This window comes from Streptomyces sp. NPDC001222, from assembly GCF_042896945.1.
Taxonomy (GTDB): domain Bacteria; phylum Actinomycetota; class Actinomycetes; order Streptomycetales; family Streptomycetaceae; genus Streptomyces; species Streptomyces gibsoniae.
Map to the genome: position 1 here is coordinate 39,312 of NZ_JBIAXT010000037.1, position 17,324 is coordinate 56,635.

13 protein-coding genes and 4 tRNA genes are annotated in these 17,324 nt (G+C 70.0%); 7 read left to right on the plus strand and 10 right to left on the minus strand.

Annotation, left to right across the window (positions count from 1 at the left end):
• Window positions 1–14: 14 nt before the first annotated feature.
• Window positions 15–1,094: a phosphoribosylformylglycinamidine cyclo-ligase gene (gene purM / locus ACFY2Z_RS34785; RefSeq protein ID WP_390748000.1), complete on the plus strand. Its 1,080-nt coding sequence runs from the start codon at window positions 15–17 to the stop codon at window positions 1,092–1,094.
• A 69-nt stretch (window positions 1,095–1,163) separates the two neighbouring features.
• Here purM and ACFY2Z_RS34790 read toward each other — a convergent pair whose 3' ends face one another.
• Together ACFY2Z_RS34790 and ACFY2Z_RS34795 are read right to left on the minus strand one after the other, a co-directional pair.
• Window positions 1,164–1,415 carry a DUF3073 domain-containing protein gene (locus ACFY2Z_RS34790; RefSeq protein WP_311695864.1) on the minus strand — a complete coding sequence of 84 codons (252 nt, stop codon included), beginning with the start codon at window positions 1,413–1,415 and terminating at the stop codon, window positions 1,164–1,166.
• Between the two features lie 274 nt (window positions 1,416–1,689).
• Window positions 1,690–2,811 (minus strand): Leu/Phe/Val dehydrogenase, encoded by a 1,122-nt coding sequence (locus ACFY2Z_RS34795; RefSeq protein WP_390748001.1) that lies wholly within the window; start codon window positions 2,809–2,811, stop codon window positions 1,690–1,692.
• A 233-nt stretch (window positions 2,812–3,044) separates the two neighbouring features.
• Here ACFY2Z_RS34795 and ACFY2Z_RS34800 point away from each other — a divergent pair, with 233 nt between their 5' ends.
• Together ACFY2Z_RS34800 and bldC are read left to right on the plus strand one after the other, a co-directional pair.
• Window positions 3,045–3,887, plus strand: a complete 843-nt coding sequence (locus ACFY2Z_RS34800; protein ID WP_390748002.1) for a hypothetical protein — start codon at window positions 3,045–3,047, stop codon at window positions 3,885–3,887.
• Between the two features lie 604 nt (window positions 3,888–4,491).
• The gene (gene bldC / locus ACFY2Z_RS34805) at window positions 4,492–4,698 is read left to right on the plus strand and encodes a developmental transcriptional regulator BldC (protein ID WP_003949541.1); all 207 of its coding nucleotides are present in this window, start codon (window positions 4,492–4,494) and stop codon (window positions 4,696–4,698) included.
• A 502-nt stretch (window positions 4,699–5,200) separates the two neighbouring features.
• Here the strand turns inward: bldC and ACFY2Z_RS34810 are convergent.
• The 4 genes from ACFY2Z_RS34810 to ACFY2Z_RS34825 all read right to left on the minus strand — a co-directional run bounded on the left by ACFY2Z_RS34810 (window position 5,201) and on the right by ACFY2Z_RS34825 (window position 10,489).
• The gene (locus tag ACFY2Z_RS34810; RefSeq protein WP_390748003.1) at window positions 5,201–5,392 is read right to left on the minus strand and encodes a DUF6274 family protein; all 192 of its coding nucleotides are present in this window, start codon (window positions 5,390–5,392) and stop codon (window positions 5,201–5,203) included.
• 401 nt (window positions 5,393–5,793) lie between these two features.
• Window positions 5,794–5,868: transfer RNA gene (locus tag ACFY2Z_RS34815), tRNA-Asp, on the minus strand.
• A 111-nt stretch (window positions 5,869–5,979) separates the two neighbouring features.
• Window positions 5,980–9,984, minus strand: a complete 4,005-nt coding sequence (gene hrpA / locus ACFY2Z_RS34820) for an ATP-dependent RNA helicase HrpA (RefSeq protein ID WP_390748004.1) — start codon at window positions 9,982–9,984, stop codon at window positions 5,980–5,982.
• A 79-nt stretch (window positions 9,985–10,063) separates the two neighbouring features.
• Window positions 10,064–10,489 (minus strand): hypothetical protein, encoded by a 426-nt coding sequence (locus ACFY2Z_RS34825; RefSeq protein WP_390748005.1) that lies wholly within the window; start codon window positions 10,487–10,489, stop codon window positions 10,064–10,066.
• A 122-nt stretch (window positions 10,490–10,611) separates the two neighbouring features.
• On the opposite strand from ACFY2Z_RS34825, the gene ACFY2Z_RS34830 reads away from it, so the two are divergent.
• Entirely contained in the window at window positions 10,612–11,889 is a 1,278-nt protein-coding gene (locus ACFY2Z_RS34830) for a hypothetical protein (RefSeq protein WP_390748006.1), read from the plus strand.
• Window positions 11,890–11,974: 85 nt separating this feature from the next.
• On the opposite strand, the gene ACFY2Z_RS34835 is transcribed toward ACFY2Z_RS34830, so the two are convergent.
• The 4 genes from ACFY2Z_RS34835 to ACFY2Z_RS34850 form a co-directional block, all read right to left on the minus strand.
• Window positions 11,975–12,048: transfer RNA gene (locus ACFY2Z_RS34835), tRNA-Phe, on the minus strand.
• 24 nt (window positions 12,049–12,072) lie between these two features.
• Window positions 12,073–12,147 (minus strand) — tRNA-Asp (locus ACFY2Z_RS34840).
• Window positions 12,148–12,184: 37 nt separating this feature from the next.
• A tRNA-Glu gene (locus ACFY2Z_RS34845) sits at window positions 12,185–12,257 on the minus strand.
• An 80-nt stretch (window positions 12,258–12,337) separates the two neighbouring features.
• Window positions 12,338–14,014 carry a metallophosphoesterase gene (locus ACFY2Z_RS34850; protein ID WP_390748007.1) on the minus strand — a complete coding sequence of 559 codons (1,677 nt, stop codon included), beginning with the start codon at window positions 14,012–14,014 and terminating at the stop codon, window positions 12,338–12,340.
• 85 nt (window positions 14,015–14,099) lie between these two features.
• On the opposite strand from ACFY2Z_RS34850, the gene ACFY2Z_RS34855 reads away from it, so the two are divergent.
• The 3 genes from ACFY2Z_RS34855 to ACFY2Z_RS34865 all read left to right on the plus strand — a co-directional run.
• The gene (locus ACFY2Z_RS34855; RefSeq protein WP_311695876.1) at window positions 14,100–14,450 is read left to right on the plus strand and encodes a metallopeptidase family protein; all 351 of its coding nucleotides are present in this window, start codon (window positions 14,100–14,102) and stop codon (window positions 14,448–14,450) included.
• A gap of 230 nt (window positions 14,451–14,680) precedes the next feature.
• Entirely contained in the window at window positions 14,681–15,202 is a 522-nt protein-coding gene (locus ACFY2Z_RS34860) for a hypothetical protein (RefSeq protein WP_390748008.1), read from the plus strand.
• A gap of 252 nt (window positions 15,203–15,454) precedes the next feature.
• Window positions 15,455–17,324: DEAD/DEAH box helicase (locus tag ACFY2Z_RS34865; RefSeq protein ID WP_390748009.1), on the plus strand; the 1,870-nt coding region annotated here is incomplete at its 3' end.

The following is a 17,324-nucleotide window of genomic DNA, read 5'->3' on the forward strand; positions in this document are numbered from 1 at the left end:
AAGTTCTCATCGTCATGTCTGAGACCATCAGTGCCGAGGGCGGCGCCAGCTACGCAGCAGCGGGCGTCGACATCGAAGCGGGCGACCGCGCCGTGGAGCTCATGAAGGCGTGGGTGAAGAAGACGCAGCGGCCCGAGGTCCTCGGTGGCCTCGGCGGCTTCGCCGGCCTCTTCGACGCCTCCGCACTCAAGCACTACGAGCGTCCGCTGCTCGCCTCCGCCACGGACGGTGTGGGCACGAAGGTCGACATCGCGCGCCGGATGGGCGTCTACGACACCATCGGCCACGACCTGGTCGCCATGGTCATGGACGACATCGTGGTGTGCGGTGCCGAGCCGCTGTTCATGACCGACTACATCTGCGTCGGCAAGGTCCACCCCGAGCGCGTCGCCGCGATCGTGAAGGGCATCGCCGAGGGCTGTGTGCTGGCCGGATGCGCTCTGGTGGGCGGTGAGACGGCCGAACACCCCGGTCTCCTCGGTGCGGACGACTTCGACGTCGCCGGGGCCGGTACGGGCGTCGTGGAGGCCGACCGGCTGCTCGGTGCGGAGCGCATCCGCGAGGGCGACACGGTGATCGCCATGGCCGCCTCCGGACTTCACTCGAACGGGTACTCGCTCGTCCGGCACGTCCTCCTCGACCGGGCGAAGCTCGGCCTCGACCAGCACGTCGAGGAACTCGGCCGCACCCTGGGCGAGGAGCTGCTGGAGCCGACGAAGATCTACTCGCTGGACTGCCTGGCCCTGACCCGCACCGCCGAGGTGCACGCGTTCAGCCACATCACCGGTGGCGGGCTCGCGGCCAACCTGGCCCGGGTGATCCCGGACGACCTGCACGCGGTCGTCGACCGGTCCACCTGGACCCCCGCGCCGGTGTTCGACCTCGTCGGGAAGACCGGAGACGTCGAGCGCCTGGAGCTGGAGAAGACGCTGAACATGGGCGTCGGCATGATCGCCGTCGTCCCAGAGCAGTCGGCGGACGTCGCGCTCGCGGCCCTGACCGACCGCGGGGTCGAGGCATGGGTCGCCGGCGAGATCACCCGCAGGGGTGAGCACACGACGGGCGCCGAGCTGGTCGGCGACTACGCGAGCTGATCCCCGGGGGACAGCAGAGAACCCGGTCCGTGACCAGGGTCACGGACCGGGTGAAGGTTCAGCGCAGGGTCAAGCGCCGCGGCGACGCTGCTGCGGGGACTGGTCGTCCTCGTCCTCGTCGTCGTCCTCATAGAGGTCGGCGTACCGTGCGTACAGGTCGTCGTCGTGCTCATCGTCCTCGAACCGGTCGCCGTTCGGCGACGGATTCGACGTCGATGCGCCCAGCTCCTCGGCCAGGCGTGAGAGATCCGTCCCACCGCTGTTGTACTTCAGCTGGCGGGCGACCTTCGTCTGCTTGGCCTTGGCCCGGCCGCGCCCCATGGCTCGACCCCCTCAACGACGGGGCTCGACGGCCCCAGAGTCTTGACACGCGTTCATGATCCGGAACGGGCTCTCCGTGGAGAGACCGGTCCGTAGGGCTTCCACGGTACCTGAGCCCACGCCCATACGGTACGTCGCCCGCAAGGCGGGCGTGTGCACAGAACCGGCGAGGCGCCCCGTCCTCGCTGGTCACGGCCGATTTTAACCACTTATTGGCGGACGACCCGCCGATAAGAGTGAGAGTTCTCTCCAACCTCCCGTCGGCGGGTACCGGTCAACGCTGCGTGCCACCCCCGGGCAGGGCTTCCGTGCGGACCTCCGTCCGCGCCTCCGCCATCCGCTGCTCGGCGATCCGGTCGGCCGCGGCGGCCGGCGGAATACCGTCTTCCTTCGCACGTGCGAATATGGCCAGCGTGGTGTCGAAGATCTTCGACGCCTTCGCCTTGCACCGGTCGAAGTCGAAGCCGTGCAACTCGTCGGCCACCTGGATGACACCGCCGGCGTTGACGACGTAGTCGGGGGCGTACAGGATCCCGCGGTCGGCGAGGTCCTTCTCCACACCCGGGTGCGCGAGCTGGTTGTTGGCCGCGCCGCACACCACCTTCGCCGTCAGCACCGGCACGGAGTGGTCGTCGAGCGCGCCGCCGAGCGCGCAGGGCGCGTAGATGTCGAGACCTTCGGTGCGGATGAGGGCCTCGGTGTCGGATGCCACGGCCACCTCGGGGTGCGCCTCGGTGATCCGGCGCACGGCCTCCGGGCGCACATCCGTGATCACGACTCGTGCGCCGTCCTGAAGAAGGTGCTCGACCAGGTAGTGCCCCACCTTGCCGACGCCCGCGACACCGACCGTGCGGCCGCGCAGGGTCGGGTCGCCCCACAGGTGCTGGGCCGAGGCCCGCATGCCCTGGAAGACGCCGTAGGCGGTCAGGACGGAGGAGTCGCCCGCGCCGCCGTTCTCCGGGGAGCGGCCGGTGGTCCAGGGGTTGGCCCGGGCCACGACGTCCATGTCGGCGACATAGGTGCCGACGTCGCAGGCGGTGACGTACCGCCCGCCGAGCGAGGCCACGAAACGGCCGTAGGCGAGCAGCAGGTCCTCCGTCTTGATCCGCTCGGGGTCACCGATGATCACGGCCTTGCCGCCGCCGTGGTCGAGCCCGGCCATGGCGTTCTTGTACGACATCCCCCGCGCGAGGTTCAGCGCGTCGGCGACGGCCTCCTCCTCGGTCGCGTAGGGGTAGAAGCGCGTACCGCCGAGCGCGGGGCCCAGGGCGGTGGAGTGGATCGCGATGACGGCCTTGAGGCCACTGGCCCGGTCCTGGCAGAGCACGACCTGTTCATGGCCCCCCTGGTCCGAACGGAACAGGGTGTGCAGGACGCCGTCGGTTACGTCGGTCACGGTGGTGACTCCCGGTTGAGTAGCGGCGGTTGGGGGCGGGTCCCGTGCGGGTGGCGGTTCCCGTGGGCATGAGCGTAGAGCGTGCGGGGGCCCGCCAGCCGCGCAGTGCCGAGGATCACCCTCCCCCGGAGTACACCGGGATCGGTTCGTGGGACGATTTGCAATGGTTTTCCACCTCGTCCGGGCGGCGCCCGGACGGGTTTCGCGTCAGGTCCGTTGGGGAGGGAGCAGGCGTGCCCAAGGTGTCCTCGGTGATCGTCCCGTATGCGTCCTACTTGCGCGTGTACGAGCCGCTGGCCGCCTTCCCCGAGCCGGAGCGCAGTCACTGGGCGCGCTACGCCCGGCGCTCCGACCGCCCCTCGTACCAGGACGAACTGCGCCGCTCCCTCGCCGACTTGGTGCCCACCCCGCCGGTCGCGGTGCCGGTGCACGAGAGCAGCGACGCCTTCGTGACCGAGGTCGAGGGGGTGCTGTGCGTCTGCCCGTGGCGCACCCGGCTGCGCGGCTGGCAGGCGCTGGACGAGCTGGCGCAGGAGCTGCCGCCGCCGGTCCTGGACGCCGTCCTGCCGCCGGTCGTGCGCCGCCAGGCCGCCCAGGACTACGAGCGCTGGCTGGCCGGCAACCCGGACGCCCGCCCGTGGATCCGCACCGCGACCTGGCAGGTGCCGCTGCACTGGTTCGTGCTGGTCTCGGACGCCGAGCGGCGCTACGACGAGGGGACGGCGGAGATCCCCCCGATGCTGCGCTACCGCACGCCGATGGTGCAGGCACGGCGGCGCACCGCGCGGGCGCTGCGCACCCTGAGGGACACCCTCGACGAGGGCCCGCTGATCGACGGCCTGGTGGATGTGGGGCGGTGGCTGGAGGAGTTCCACCCGCGGTCGCTGGTCGAGCTGGACTACGGCGGGCTCGTCCATGTCCTGCCGCCCGCCGCACTGGACGGGGACCACTCGGCCGCGGACGTCGCCGAGGGGATCGAGGCCCTGCGGCACGGGGACGGGGCCACGGCCGGGGAGGCGTACGGGCGGCTGATGGAGCGCTGGCGGGCCGTGCGGGACCGTCGCTCGGCGAACTGAGGGCGGCCCGCCGCCGGGAGGGCGGCTTCCGGGGCCAGGGCGGCGCCCACGGTTGGGACCTTCGGGAACCAGTGCACGAATTGTGACCTGCAGGACATGGTGAAGTCAGAACCTTTGGCCCATGGTTGACCTACCGCAGCTCCCCTTGGGGGACGTATGTCTCGATCCGGGCTTATGCCGTCAAGCGTGACGGACAGCACTTACGAGGACCTTGCGTCTTACGTCCCTCCTCATGCCAAAATAGGACAAGGAGCCCGGGGGAGGCTCCATCTGTCCACGTGAACCTACTTTTGGGCGGAAACTCACCATCACTCCCTTTGGGGGGTTCGGTGCCTCCTGATCGCCGCTGTGACTGATCGTCACAGTGGCGTGACTGTCCGCTATGGCATGGTCCATCGGCTTCCGTCGCTGATGAACACCTGGGAGGGCAATTCCATCGGTTTGGCCGACGCGGCTGGACAGATGGTGTAGTTGTAGTGCCGAGGACAAGCCGTTCGTCCTATAACCGACTCGACTCGCGTCCGCCATTTCGGGCAACGCGGGTCAAGGTGCAGAATTTAGAGGAAAGAACCGAGAAGGTTCGGTTCTCCCGAGGAGGCCGCTCATGACCGCTCGCACCCCTGATGCCGAGCCGCTGCTGACCCCGGCTGAGGTCGCCACGATGTTCCGCGTCGACCCCAAGACGGTCACGCGGTGGGCGAAGGCCGGCAAGCTCACGTCGATCCGCACGCTCGGCGGGCACCGCCGCTACCGCGAAGCTGAGGTCCGCGCCCTGCTCGCGGGCATCCCGCAGCAGCGCAGCGAAGCCTGAACAATTGCATAACCGGACATACCGGTAGGTCCCCCAATCTGCCGCGACGTCCGAACCACAGCTCCAAGCGACGCGGGTACTGCCCCAACAGGACCCACGCCCAAGCTCAGTAGAGGCACACCAAGGGTGCGTCGTCGATCGCGCTGGACTCCGCCGGGTCCAGCGCGATCTTTTTGTGTCCACTGCGGGGCGTGCGGGACCGGTGTGTGAGCGGCCTTGTCGGAGTCTGGGGAGGGGTGTCGGATCTGCTGTGCGGGATCTCAGGAGACGGTGCAATTGCACATATTAAATTGACCCATTGTAGGAGGTGCGTAAGATCCCCGGTCCCCGAAACTTGTGCGGTGACACCCGTCACACATCCTGAGGCTTGTTGTGCTCATGGTGTTCTTGCTAGAGGAACACCACTGTGCGCAGGGGGTGTTGGGTGGGCCGTACGTCCAGGAGTGCCCAGGCGGGCGCCCCGTCAACCTCCCCGGTCCGGGCCGGAGGGGCCGGGGACGGTTCACGGGGTCGGGGCGTGGTCCTCCCCGGACGCCGTCTCGTCGTCCTCCTCGCCGCACTGGGCGGGTTCCATGGCCAGTCGCAGCAGGTGGTGGCAGATCGCGCAGTGCCGGGTCAGATGGCGGTACCCGGAAGCGGCGGACAGATGGGCACGGAGCAGGGCACGGGTCTCGTGCCGAGCGGATGTCGCCATACGCCACCTCCCCAGGGGCCCGAGGGGGCGGGGCCCTGGGTTCTGGGGTACCGGCGGACGGTGGCGCCGTCAAGACGGCCCGGGGCGCACGGGCGGCCCCCGGCGGCCGCGTGGCGACCGGAGCGGTCTCCCGGCCTCCGGGCGGCGCCGAACTCCGCCGCCCACGCCGCCGGGGGAGGTGCACAAGGCCCGCGTGGAAGGAGGCGGAGTCGTGGCCGCGGCCCCGGGCGGTCCGGGATGCGGATGCGGCCGTACCGCCGACGCGTCCTCGCCCGGCGGCAGGGTCGTTCCGGGCGGCAGCGGTCCTCGTCCGGGCGGTGGGAGCAGGCGTGTTGGCGGCGGGGCGGCGTGTCGGCGACACGAAGAAGCCCCGCATCCGGCGGGGATACGGGGCTTTGCTGCGGTCCTGACGGGATTTGAACCCGCGGCCTCCACCTTGACAGGGTGGCGAGCACTCCAAACTGCTCCACAGGACCTGGGAGCCCGCTCGAAGATCCGGATCCCCGGCGCTTCGTGCGGTGCGCTGCGAGAAGAGACTGTACAGGAGGGTGAGCCCCCGGTCGAACTCACCCCGTGTGCGCGACCCGTTACGGCGCCGCCGCGTCGATCGCCTTCACGATCCGCTTGTCCGAGACCGGGTACGCCGTGCCCAGCGCGTGCGCGAAGTAGCTGACGCGCAACTCCTCGATCATCCAGCGGATGTCCAGGACCGGTTGCGGGACCGGCCGGCCCTGCGGCAGCTGTTCGAGCAGCCACGCGTACTCGTCGCGCATCTCCTGGACCTTCGCCATCCGCGTCGTGTCCCGCTGGACGTTCGTCGGCATCTGCTGCAGCCGGCGGTCCGCGGCGACCAGATAGCGCATCAGGTCGGGCAGACGCCGGATGCCCGCCTCCGTGACGAAGCCGGGCTTCACGAGGGCCTCCAGCTGGCCCCGTACGTCCGCCAGGTTCGGCAGCAGCGCCGGGCTCCGTACGGCCTTCAGACGGCGCTCACAGGCCTGCCAAGCGGCCAGCACCTGCTGCACCTGTCCGACCGTACGGATCGTCGTGTCGACGATCTCCGCCCGCACCTTGTCGTACAGCTTCCGGTACGACTCCTCGTCCCACGCGGGTCCGCCGAAGTCCCCGATCAGCTTGTCCGCGGCGGCCGTCGCACAGTCGTCGAACAGGGCCTGGATCGAGCCGTGCGGGTTCGCGGACAGGCCGAGCTTCTGCTGGTTCGTCAGCTTCTCGGAGGCGAACTTCGCCGGGTTGACGGGGATGTTGCGCAGGATCAGCCGGCGGGTGCCCTTCCACATCGCCTGGGCCTGCTCCTCCTCGGTGTCGAAGAGGCGTACGGAGACCGTGTCCCCGTCGTCGACCAGCGCCGGGTACGCCTTCACCGGCTGACCGGCCCGCCGGGTCTCGAAGACACGGGTGAGGGAGCCGATCGTCCAGTCCGTCAGGCCCGTGCGCTCCAGGGACTCCCCGCCCTGCCGCTCGGCCGTGGCCGCCGCGGCCTGGGAGAGGGCCTGGCGCGCCTTCGGCTTCAGCCGGAGTTTCAGCGCCTCGAGGTCCTTGTCCTCGGCCAGTTTGCGGCGCCGCTCGTCGACGATCCGGAAAGTGATCTTCAGATGGTCGGGCACCTTGGACCAGTCGAAGTCGTCGGCCTCGAAGGGCACGCCGACCATCCGCTTAAGCTCGCGCGCCATCGTCGTGGCCAGTGGCTCCCCGGCGGACGGTGCCGAGGCGCCCCCCTCCGGGGGCGAGGCCTTCTCCAGGAACGCCTTCGCGTAGTTCGGCGCCGGGACGTAGTTGCGCCGGATGGGCTTGGGCAGGGAGCGGATCAGCTCGGTGACCAGTTCCTCCCGCAGTCCCGGGATCTGCCAGTCGAAGCCCTCGTCCGTGACCTGGTTGAGGACCTGCAGCGGGATGTGGACGGTCACACCGTCCGCGTCCGCGCCCGGCTCGAACTGGTACGTGACCCGGAACTTCAGCCGGCCCTGGCGCCAGGAGTCCGGATAGTCGTCCTTGGTGACCGCGCCCGCCTTCTCGTTGATGAGCATCTCGCGCTCGAAGTCGAGAAAGTCGGGCTGTTCGTGCCGCTTGTGCTTCCACCAGGAGTCGAAGTGGGCGCCGGACACGACGTGGTCGGGCACCCGCTGGTCGTAGAAGTCGAACAGCGTCTCGTCGTCGACCAGGATGCCCCGGCGCCGGGCACGGTGCTCCAGCTCCTCGACCTCGGTGAGAAGTCTGCGGTTGTCGGCGAAGAACTTGTGGTGCGTGCGCCAGTCGCCCTCGACGAGGGCGTTGCGGATGAACAGCTCGCGGCTCGCCTCGGGGTCGATCCGCCCGTAGTTCACCTTCCGCTGGGCGACGATCGGGACGCCGTACAGCGTGACCTTCTCGTACGCCATCACGGCCGCCTGGTCCTTCTCCCAGTGCGGTTCGCTGTACGTGCGCTTGAGCAGATGGCCGGCCAGCGGCTCGACCCACTCCGGCTCGATCTTCGCGTTGACCCGGGCCCACAGCCGGGAGGTCTCGACCAGCTCTGCCGACATCACGAAGCGCGGCGGCTTCTTGAACAGGGACGAGCCGGGGAAGATCGCGAACTTGGCGTTGCGGGCGCCGATGTACTCGTTGCGCCCGCCGTCCCTGCGGGTGCCGGGGGCGGAGTCCTTGGACTCCTTCACGTCCTTCAGCCCGATGTGCGAGAGCAGACCGGCCAGGAGCGAGATGTGGACGCGGTCGGCGGGGGCGTCCTGCTCGTTCAGATGGATGCCCATCTGCTTGGCGACCGTGCGCAGCTGGGTGTAGATGTCCTGCCATTCGCGGATGCGCAGGAAGTTCAGGTACTCCTGCTTGCACATCCGGCGGAACGAGGACGAGCCGCGCTCCTTCTGCTGCTCGCGGATGTAGTGCCAGAGGTTGAGATAGGCGAGGAAGTCGCTCGTCTCGTCCCTGAACCGGGCGTGCTGCTGGTCGGCCTGGGCCTGCTTGTCGGCGGGGCGCTCCCGCGGGTCCTGGATGGACAGCGCCGCGGCGATGACCATGACCTCGCGGACACAGCCGTTCCGGTCCGCCTCCAGGACCATGCGCGCGAGGCGCGGGTCGACCGGCAGCTGGGCGAGCTTGCGGCCGGTGTCGGTGAGGCGCTTGCGCGGGTCCTTCTGTTCCGCGTCCAGCGCGCCCAGTTCCTGGAGGAGCTGGACACCGTCGCGGATGTTGCGGTGGTCCGGCGGGTCGATGAAGGGGAACTTCTCGATGTCGCCGAGCCCGGCCGCGGTCATCTGCAGGATGACGGAGGCCAGGTTCGTCCGGAGGATCTCGGCGTCCGTGAACTCGGGCCGGGTCTCGAAGTCCTCCTCGCTGTAGAGGCGGATGCAGATGCCGTCCGAGGTACGGCCGCAGCGGCCCTTGCGCTGGTTGGCGCTGGCCTGGGAGACCGGCTCGATGGGCAGGCGCTGGACCTTGGTGCGGTGGCTGTAGCGCGAGATACGGGCGAAGCCGGGGTCGATGACGTACTTGATGCCCGGGACGGTCAGGGAGGTCTCGGCGACGTTCGTGGCCAGAACGATCCTGCGGCCCGTGTGCGGCTGGAAGACACGGTGCTGCTCCGCGTGGGAGAGCCGGGCGTACAGCGGCAGGATCTCCGTGAACCTGTACTGCTTCTTGGTGAGGGCGTCCGCGGTGTCGCGGATCTCGCGCTCTCCTGAGAGGAAGACCAGGATGTCGCCCCGGCCCTCGGCCATCAGCTCCTCGACGGCGTCCGTGATGGCGGTGATCTGGTCGCGGTCGGCGTCGTCGGAGTCCTCTTCGAGGAGGGGGCGGTAGCGCACCTCCACGGGGTAGGTACGACCGCTGACCTCGACGATCGGCGCGTCACCGAAGTGCCGGGAGAAACGCTCGGGATCGATCGTGGCCGAGGTGATGACGACCTTGAGGTCCGGGCGCCGAGGAAGGAGCTGGGCGAGGTAGCCGAGCAGGAAGTCGATGTTGAGGGACCGCTCGTGGGCCTCATCGATGATGATCGTGTCGTAGGCGCGCAGCTCGCGGTCCGTCTGGATCTCGGCGAGCAGGATGCCGTCCGTCATGAGCTTGACGAAGGTGGCGTCCGGGTTCACCTGGTCGGTGAAGCGGACCTTCCAGCCGACCGCCTCACCGAGGGGCGTGTCCAGTTCCTCGGCCACCCGCTCGGCGACCGTCCGGGCGGCGATACGGCGGGGCTGGGTGTGGCCGATCATGCCACGGACGCCTCGGCCGAGTTCGAGACAGATCTTGGGGATCTGGGTGGTCTTTCCGGAGCCGGTCTCGCCGGCGACGATCACGACCTGGTGGTCGCGTATGGCCGCGGCGATCTCGTCCTTCTTCTGGCTGACCGGCAGCTGCTCGGGGTAGGTGACGGCGGGGACACGGGCGGCGCGCCCGGCCATCCGGTCCTCGGCCTTGGCGACCTCCGCCTCGATCTCCGTGAGCACGGCGGCCCGGGCCTCCGGCGTACGGATCTTGCGGGCACCCTCGAGCCTGCGCCCGAGACGGTGCGCGTCGCGCAGGGACAGCTGGGCCAGACGGGGGGCGAGGGCGCCGAGGGCGGAGGCGGGATGCGTAGACATACGCCGTCCAGGATCTCACCTTGGCGAAATTCATGGCTAACGATTTGCGTCCGGCGATTCGCCGGGGGATGAGGACGGGTCAGTCGGACGCGGCGGGGGAGGCCGGTGCGGCCGGTGCGGGGACGGCGGCGGTGTGCGGCGCGGTCGGGGCGGTCGGGGCGGTCGGGATGGCCGGTGGGTGGGCCGTTCTCTCCTGGGCCATCGACCTGGCGGTGTTGGAGATGGCCTTGATGCCCAGATACGCGGTGGTCATGCTGCTGACGGCGGTGAAGGCAGCGGTCAGGACGCCGACGATCACGGACTTGTCGCCGCCCAGGCGCCACACCCCGAAGATGGCGACTCCGGCGATCGCGAGATTGCTGATGATGACCGCGAGCAGACCGTAGCGAGCCCGGTCCTTCTCCAGCTCGACGTCCCCCATGGCCTTGGTCTGGCCAGCGCCCATGATCTCCCCCACCCGCACGGCTGCGTCGACGGCCGCAACGTAGCGCCTGAGCGGGAACATGCCAAGCATCGCCACGGCTCTTCGATGCCGGTCTGCATCCATCGCGGCCGACCGCACGGAGGTCACACTGGTGGGACGGCTCACCACCCTCGGTGACCGGCAACTTGACGGGACGGTGTCGGATGCGCGGAGTGTCCTGGTTGCGGGTCGTGATCGCTGCCCTGGTCGTACTGACGTTCCCTGGCACCGTCCATGCGGGCATCGTCCGCGCGGCCCCGCCGGGCAGGACACCGGTCGTGCTGTTCCCCGCGTTCCACCTCACCAGGCTCAAGGTCGTCGTCGACCACCAGACGGCGGTGCCCGGGTGCCCGCGGTCGGGCAGCTTCGCGGACTGGTACCGCAACGATCGCCCGAGCACGCTGTTCAGCCAGGCCTGTCAGGACAGGCTGCTGACCCTGCGCTACGACGCGAACCGCACGAAACCGATGGCCTCGCGCTTCTCGAACGTGCCCGGGGTCGAGGTCCGGCTCGTCGACTACGGCAGAACGGGCAGCGCGCCCTTCTACGAGCCGCTCTACCGGGCGCTGGAGGCCCGGGGCTACCGGCGGGACGCCGACATCCGCGTCGCCGGCTACGACGCCCGGCTCACTCCGGACATGGGCGGCTTCCTTCGGCGGACCCGGGAACTCATCGAGGCCACCTACCGGGACAACGGCAACCGCCCGGTCCACCTCATCGGCCACTCGAACGGACCGCTCTACGCCCAGTACCTGCTCACCCATGTGTCGCGTGCCTGGCGGGACAGGTACATCCAGGGTTTCACCCCGATCGCGGGCAACTTCCCGGGGCAGGGCCTGCTGTACCCGGTCCTGTTCAGCGGGCTCAACGTCCAGGACTTCAGCTATCCGACGACCAGGGAGAACGCCGAGAGCAGTGCACGCCTGTACCTGAGCGCGCCGTCCAGCTACATGAGCGCCTCGGACCCGAAGGTCTTCGGGAGCCGTGAGGTCGTCGTCCAGGACACCTCGACCGGCCGCAGCTACACGCCGCGCGACTATCCGAAACTGTTCGCCGACGCGGGTCTGCCGGTGGCCAGGGAGATCGCCGGCCACTACATCGGCTTCGTCAAGTTCGCCGACGTGCGGTCCTTCCCCGACGTCGATGTGTACGCGGAGCGGGGATCAGGTCTCGCCACCACGGTGGGCGCACGTCTGCCGAACCTGTCGGTGGGGCAGGTCGTGCGGCCCGGCCAGTTCCTGAACCGGGACGGAGACGGCAACCAGGAGGACATCACCAACGAGGCGGTGCTGGTCTGGCGGGCCATGCCCTGCCACCGCTTCGGCCTCACCGACAACCCGGGCGTGGACCACTTCGCGCTGCCGGGCAACCCACACGTACTCGACCGTCTGCTGGGCCACCTCGGCCGGCAGCGCTCACAGTGCCCGGCCCTTCGGGGATGATCCCCTGCCATCGCTCTCCGGCACACGGAAGAGCCCCTCTCCAGTCGTACTGGAGAGGGGCTCAAGCCCTGGTGAGGGGCCGTTGTGGCTGGGGCCGGGGTCGAACCGGCGACCTTCCGCTTTTCAGGCGGACGCTCGTACCAACTGAGCTACCCAGCCACGAGGTTTCACGTGAAACCTCAGCGGTCCTGACGGGATTTGAACCCGCGGCCTCCACCTTGACAGGGTGGCGAGCACTCCAAACTGCTCCACAGGACCAAGCTTTGTGTACGACAGTGTCGCACATGGTGTTGCGTGCCCCCAACGGGATTCGAACCCGTGCTACCGCCTTGAAAGGGCGGCGTCCTAGGCCGCTAGACGATGAGGGCTATCGGCCCGCCTGGGCGCTTCTCAGCGCGTCGGGGACGTGAGAAGCATATGGGATCGGGCGAGGGTTCGCCAAAACGGTTTAGGGGGCGCTCGGCGAGAGGCGCGCGCCGGAACGGTTCGGGCCCGCGGCGGACCGGCTCGGGGCGGTGCCGGAGCGGCTGGGAGCTGGACTGGAGCGGTCTGCGGGTGAGGTTTCCGGGGATGCCGCGCCGGGGGACGGGGCGGCGCCCGGCGCGTTCTCCTTGGCCAGGTGGCGGGTCACCTCCGCCGTCGTCTCCCCCAGGCCGCCGAGCCTGATCTCGTCCCACGCCTGGAGCCGACGGGTGTCCCGGTCCAGATAGAGGATCGAGGCCTCGATGGGTGCCGGGTACTGGCGCTCGACCGCGCGCAGCCCGCTGCCGCCCGTGGAGCCCTCGATACGAAGCCGGGTGCCGTACCGCATGATCTCCATCCCCTCGTGGTGCAGATGGCCGGCCAGAACCATAGGCACCTCGCCGTCCGTCTGCCGGGCGGCCGTGGGCTCATGGGCGATCGCCAAGTCGACGGGCGTCCCCGCGGCCTTCTGGTCGCGCAGGGCGGAGGCCAGGCGCGCGCCCGCCAGCTCCTCGGCGCGGTCACCGCCCGGTTCCACGGACCGGTCGGGGGTGAACTGCGGGTCGCCGATCCCCGCGAAGCGCACGCCCGCGACCGAGATCGCCCTGCCGTCGTCCAGGACGTGCACGTTCTTGATGTGCTCCAGGTAGTGCTGGGTGGTGCGCGAGTCGTGGTTGCCCCGGACCCAGACGTACGGGGCGCCCAGATCCGCGATCGGGTCCAGGAAGCCGTTCTCCGCCGCCGAGCCGTGGTCCATGGTGTCGCCCGAGTCGACGATCACGTTGACGTCGTACTGCCGTACCAGGGACGCGATGATCTTCCAGCTCGCCGGGTTGAGGTGGATGTCGGAGACGTGCAGGACCCGGATGGTCGTCGGGTCGGGCTCGTACGCCGGGAGGGTCGAGGTGACGTCGTACAGCTTTGTCACGTTCGTCACCAGGCGGGCCAACTCCTTCTGGTAGACGTCGAATTCCGTGACGATGCTCCGGGCGTTGCCGACCAGGGAGGGCGCCGAGGACAGCAGTCCGGAGAACTTCGGCTCGAGGACCGACTTGGGGTTCCAGGTGGCGTACGCCGTCGCGCCCGAGGCGGCGAGCAGCGCGAGCGCCAGACCGCCGGCTGCCAGGGCCCGGCGGGGGCGGCGGTAGACGACCAGGCCCAGCGCGCCGGCGCCGGCGACCACCGCCACACAGGAGCGGACGGCCAGGTCCAGTGTCCCGTGCTCGACATCCTGGGTGATCTCCTGCTGGAGCCCCGAGATCCGCTCCGGGTGGTCGACGAGGGCCTGGGCGCGGACCGGGTCGAGCTGGTCGACGTTGACGTCGAGACGGACGGGGGCCTCGTGGCTGTCCAGCCGCAGCGCGCCGAGCGGAGAGATATTGATCTTCGTGCCGCCGGCCAGCGAGGGACGCAGGGCCATGGTGGTGTTCACGGGCCCGACCGGCACGCGTACGTCGCCCACGACCAGCAGGCCGAGCCAGGTGCCGAGGAGGACGACGGCGACCATGCCGAGCGCCCGGAGCCAGGGGTGCGGCTGGGGGACGAGTTCGGCGGTGGGGTGGGGGCGGAGCGAGCGGTAGTACCTGGCGAGGGTGCCGGGTGCCCTTCGTATGCGGTTCCGGACGGTGGTGGGCACCCGGGGGACGAGACGGACACGGACCATTGGTGCCGTATGCCCAGATCGGCGGGTCGATATGCGGGGCGCCCGACGCCTGACCTCCGAGGGTGTCGTACCGGACAATGGCCCTGTGCTGGAGATGACGCGCGAGGAGTTCGAGGAGCTGGTCGCCGAGGCGCTCGACCGTATCCCGCCTGAGCTGACGCGGCTGATGGACAACGTGGCGGTGTTCGTCGAGGACGAGCCGCCGGCCGACGATCCCGAGCTGCTCGGGCTGTACGAGGGCACTCCGCTGACCGACCGCGGGGAGTGGTACGCGGGCGTACTGCCGGACCGGATCACGATCTACCGCGGACCGACCCTGCGGATGTGCGAGACGCGGGAGGACGTGGTCGCGGAGACCGAGGTGACGGTGGTGCACGAGATCGCGCACCACTTCGGGATCGGTGACGCCCGGTTGCACGCGCTGGGATACGGCTGAGCCGGGGGCGCGCCCGAGGGTGCGGCGAGGCCGGGGGTACGCCGGCGTGAGTGCGGGGCGCGGGTCGCGGTGGAATGCCCGGATGCGGTCGGTATGCGGTCCCGTTCGTGCGTGTCTCGCCCCTTGCCTCGCTGTGACGTGTGACGCTCTCCGCGCGCGGCGCGTGTCCTCTTGCGGGTGAAGGGAGTTGGGCAGGGGGACTTCTCTCTCCGCCCCGGAGGTGGCTGCCCGTGCGCGCCTGTTACGTATCCGTCCGTCTGGCCGCCACGGCGATCGCCATCGCCGCGGCCGCCGGCTGTGTGAGCGTGGGCGACGACGCGGGGAGCCCTACGCCGTCGCACTCGGCGGGCCGCCACGGCGTGGGCGCCCCGGACGGGGGATCGGCGTGGGGCAAGGGCCGCGGCGGGGACCTGGACGGCGCGGCGGCCAAGGGCGGTGCGTCGAAGTCGGAGAAGTCCGGCAAGGACGCCTCCGGCTCGCCCTCCGCATCGGCGTCGGGGCACGGCGCCGGGGCCAAGGACCCCAAGCCGAGCGGCGGGCAGTCGACGGGCAGCGGCAGCGGGGGCGCGGCACCGACCGACCCGGCGGGCGGAGTCCCCACCCCCACCCCCACCGAGGAGCCGTCGCCGACCAGCGAGCCCAATCCGCCGTCACCGACTCCGTCGACCGTGGATCCCTCTTCCTCGGCACAGCAGTCCGCCCAGTTGCTGGTCCGTGAACGGGCCCTCGATGCCGGGACGGCGCGGGTCTGACCGGGGCTCACGTCCGCCCGGACGGTCCATGTGGTGAGGGTCACCCGGGGTGGAAGGGATTCGGTTTGCACTTGGTGGGTGCGGGTGCGTATGGTGGTAGATCGTTTGATCCCATTTGCCCGGCGCCTTAAAAGACGCGCCGCGTGTGGCGCGTACTCTCCCCTGCCGTGGCCGGACCGCATCGAGGCGGTCGAATGCGACTTCACGGATGTTTGGGCGCGTGCCGTGAACTCCGGAAGGTTCGCATTTCGCATGTCTGTTTCCACCACTGAACACGTCGTCCTGTCCGAGGAGACCGAGGACAAGGACACCGCTCCCGAGATCACCTTCGCGGATCTCGGTCTCCCCGAGGGCGTCGTCCGCAAGCTCGCGCAGAACGGCGTCACCGTCCCCTTCCCGATCCAGGCCGCGACCATCCCGGACGCCCTGGTCGGCAAGGACATCCTCGGCCGTGGCCGCACGGGCTCCGGCAAGACGCTGTCCTTCGGTCTGCCGACGCTCGCCACCCTGGCCGGCGGGCACACCGAGAAGAAGAAGCCGCGGGCGGTCATCCTCACCCCGACGCGTGAGCTGGCCATGCAGGTGGCCGACGCGCTCCAGCCCTACGGCGACGTCCTCGGCCTGAAGATGAAGGTCGTCTGCGGCGGCACCTCCATGGGCAACCAGATCTACGCCCTGGAGCGCGGCGTGGACATCCTGGTCGCCACCCCGGGCCGGCTGCGCGACATCATCAACCGCGGCGCGTGCTCCCTCGAGGACGTGCAGATCACCGTGCTCGACGAGGCCGACCAGATGTCCGACCTGGGCTTCCTGCCCGAGGTCACCGAGCTGCTCGACCAGGTGCCCGCCGGCGGCCAGCGCATGCTCTTCTCCGCCACCATGGAGAACGAGATCCAGACGCTCGTCGACCGCTACCTCACCGACCCGGTGAGCCACGAGGTCGACGCCGCCCAGGGTGCCGTGACGACCATGTCGCACCACATCCTGATCGTGAAGCCCAAGGACAAGGCCCCGGTCACCGCCGCGATCGCCTCCCGCAAGGGCCGGACCATCATCTTCGTGCGCACGCAGCTCGGCGCCGACCGCGTGGCCGAGCAGCTGCGTGACGCCGGTGCGAAGGCGGACGCGCTGCACGGCGGCATGACCCAGGGCGCGCGCACCCGGACGCTGGCCGACTTCAAGGACGGGTACGTCAACGTGCTCGTCGCGACGGACGTCGCGGCCCGTGGCATCCACGTCGACGGCATCGACCTCGTGCTCAACGTGGACCCGGCCGGGGACCACAAGGACTACCTGCACCGCGCCGGCCGTACGGCGCGTGCCGGACGCACCGGCACGGTGGTCTCCCTCTCCCTGCCGCACCAGCGGCGCCAGATCTTCCGGCTGATGGAGGACGCGGGCGTCGACGCCTCGCGCCACATCATCCAGGGCGGGGCCGCGTTCGACCCCGAGGTCGCCGAGATCACCGGCGCCCGCTCCATGACCGAGGTCCAGGCCGAGTCGGCCGGGAACGCGGCGCAGCAGGCCGAGCGTGAAGTCACGCACCTCACCAAGCAGTTGGAGCGTGCCACGCGGCGCGCGGCCGAGCTGCGCGAGGAGGCCGACCGGCTGGTCGCCCGGGCCGCCCGTGAGCGCGGCGAGGACCCGGAGGCGGCGGTGGCCGCCGCCGCGGCGGCGGACCGGCAGGACACCGTCTCCGCCGAGGCGTCGGAGGCCGTCGAGGCGCAGACCGCCGAGGTCTCCGTGCCGGAGCAGCCGACCGCACAGGACGTCGAGCGGGTCCAGCAGGGCGAGCGCACGGAGCGTCCGGCGGGCTCGTCGTACGAGCGTCGTGACCGCCGTGACGACCGTGGCGGCTTCAACCGCGACCGTGACCGGGACCGTGGTTTCGACCGTCGTGACGGTGACCGGGGTGGCCGTTCGTTCGAGCGTCGTGACGACCGCGGTGGTTTCCGTCGGGACGGCGACCGTGACCGTCGCCCGTTCGACCGTGACCGCCGTGACGACCGTGGCGGCTTCAATCGCGACCGTGACCGGGACCGTGGTTTCGACCGTCGTGACGGTGACCGGGGTGGCCGTTCGTTCGAGCGTCGTGACGACCGCGGTGGTTTCCGTCGGGACG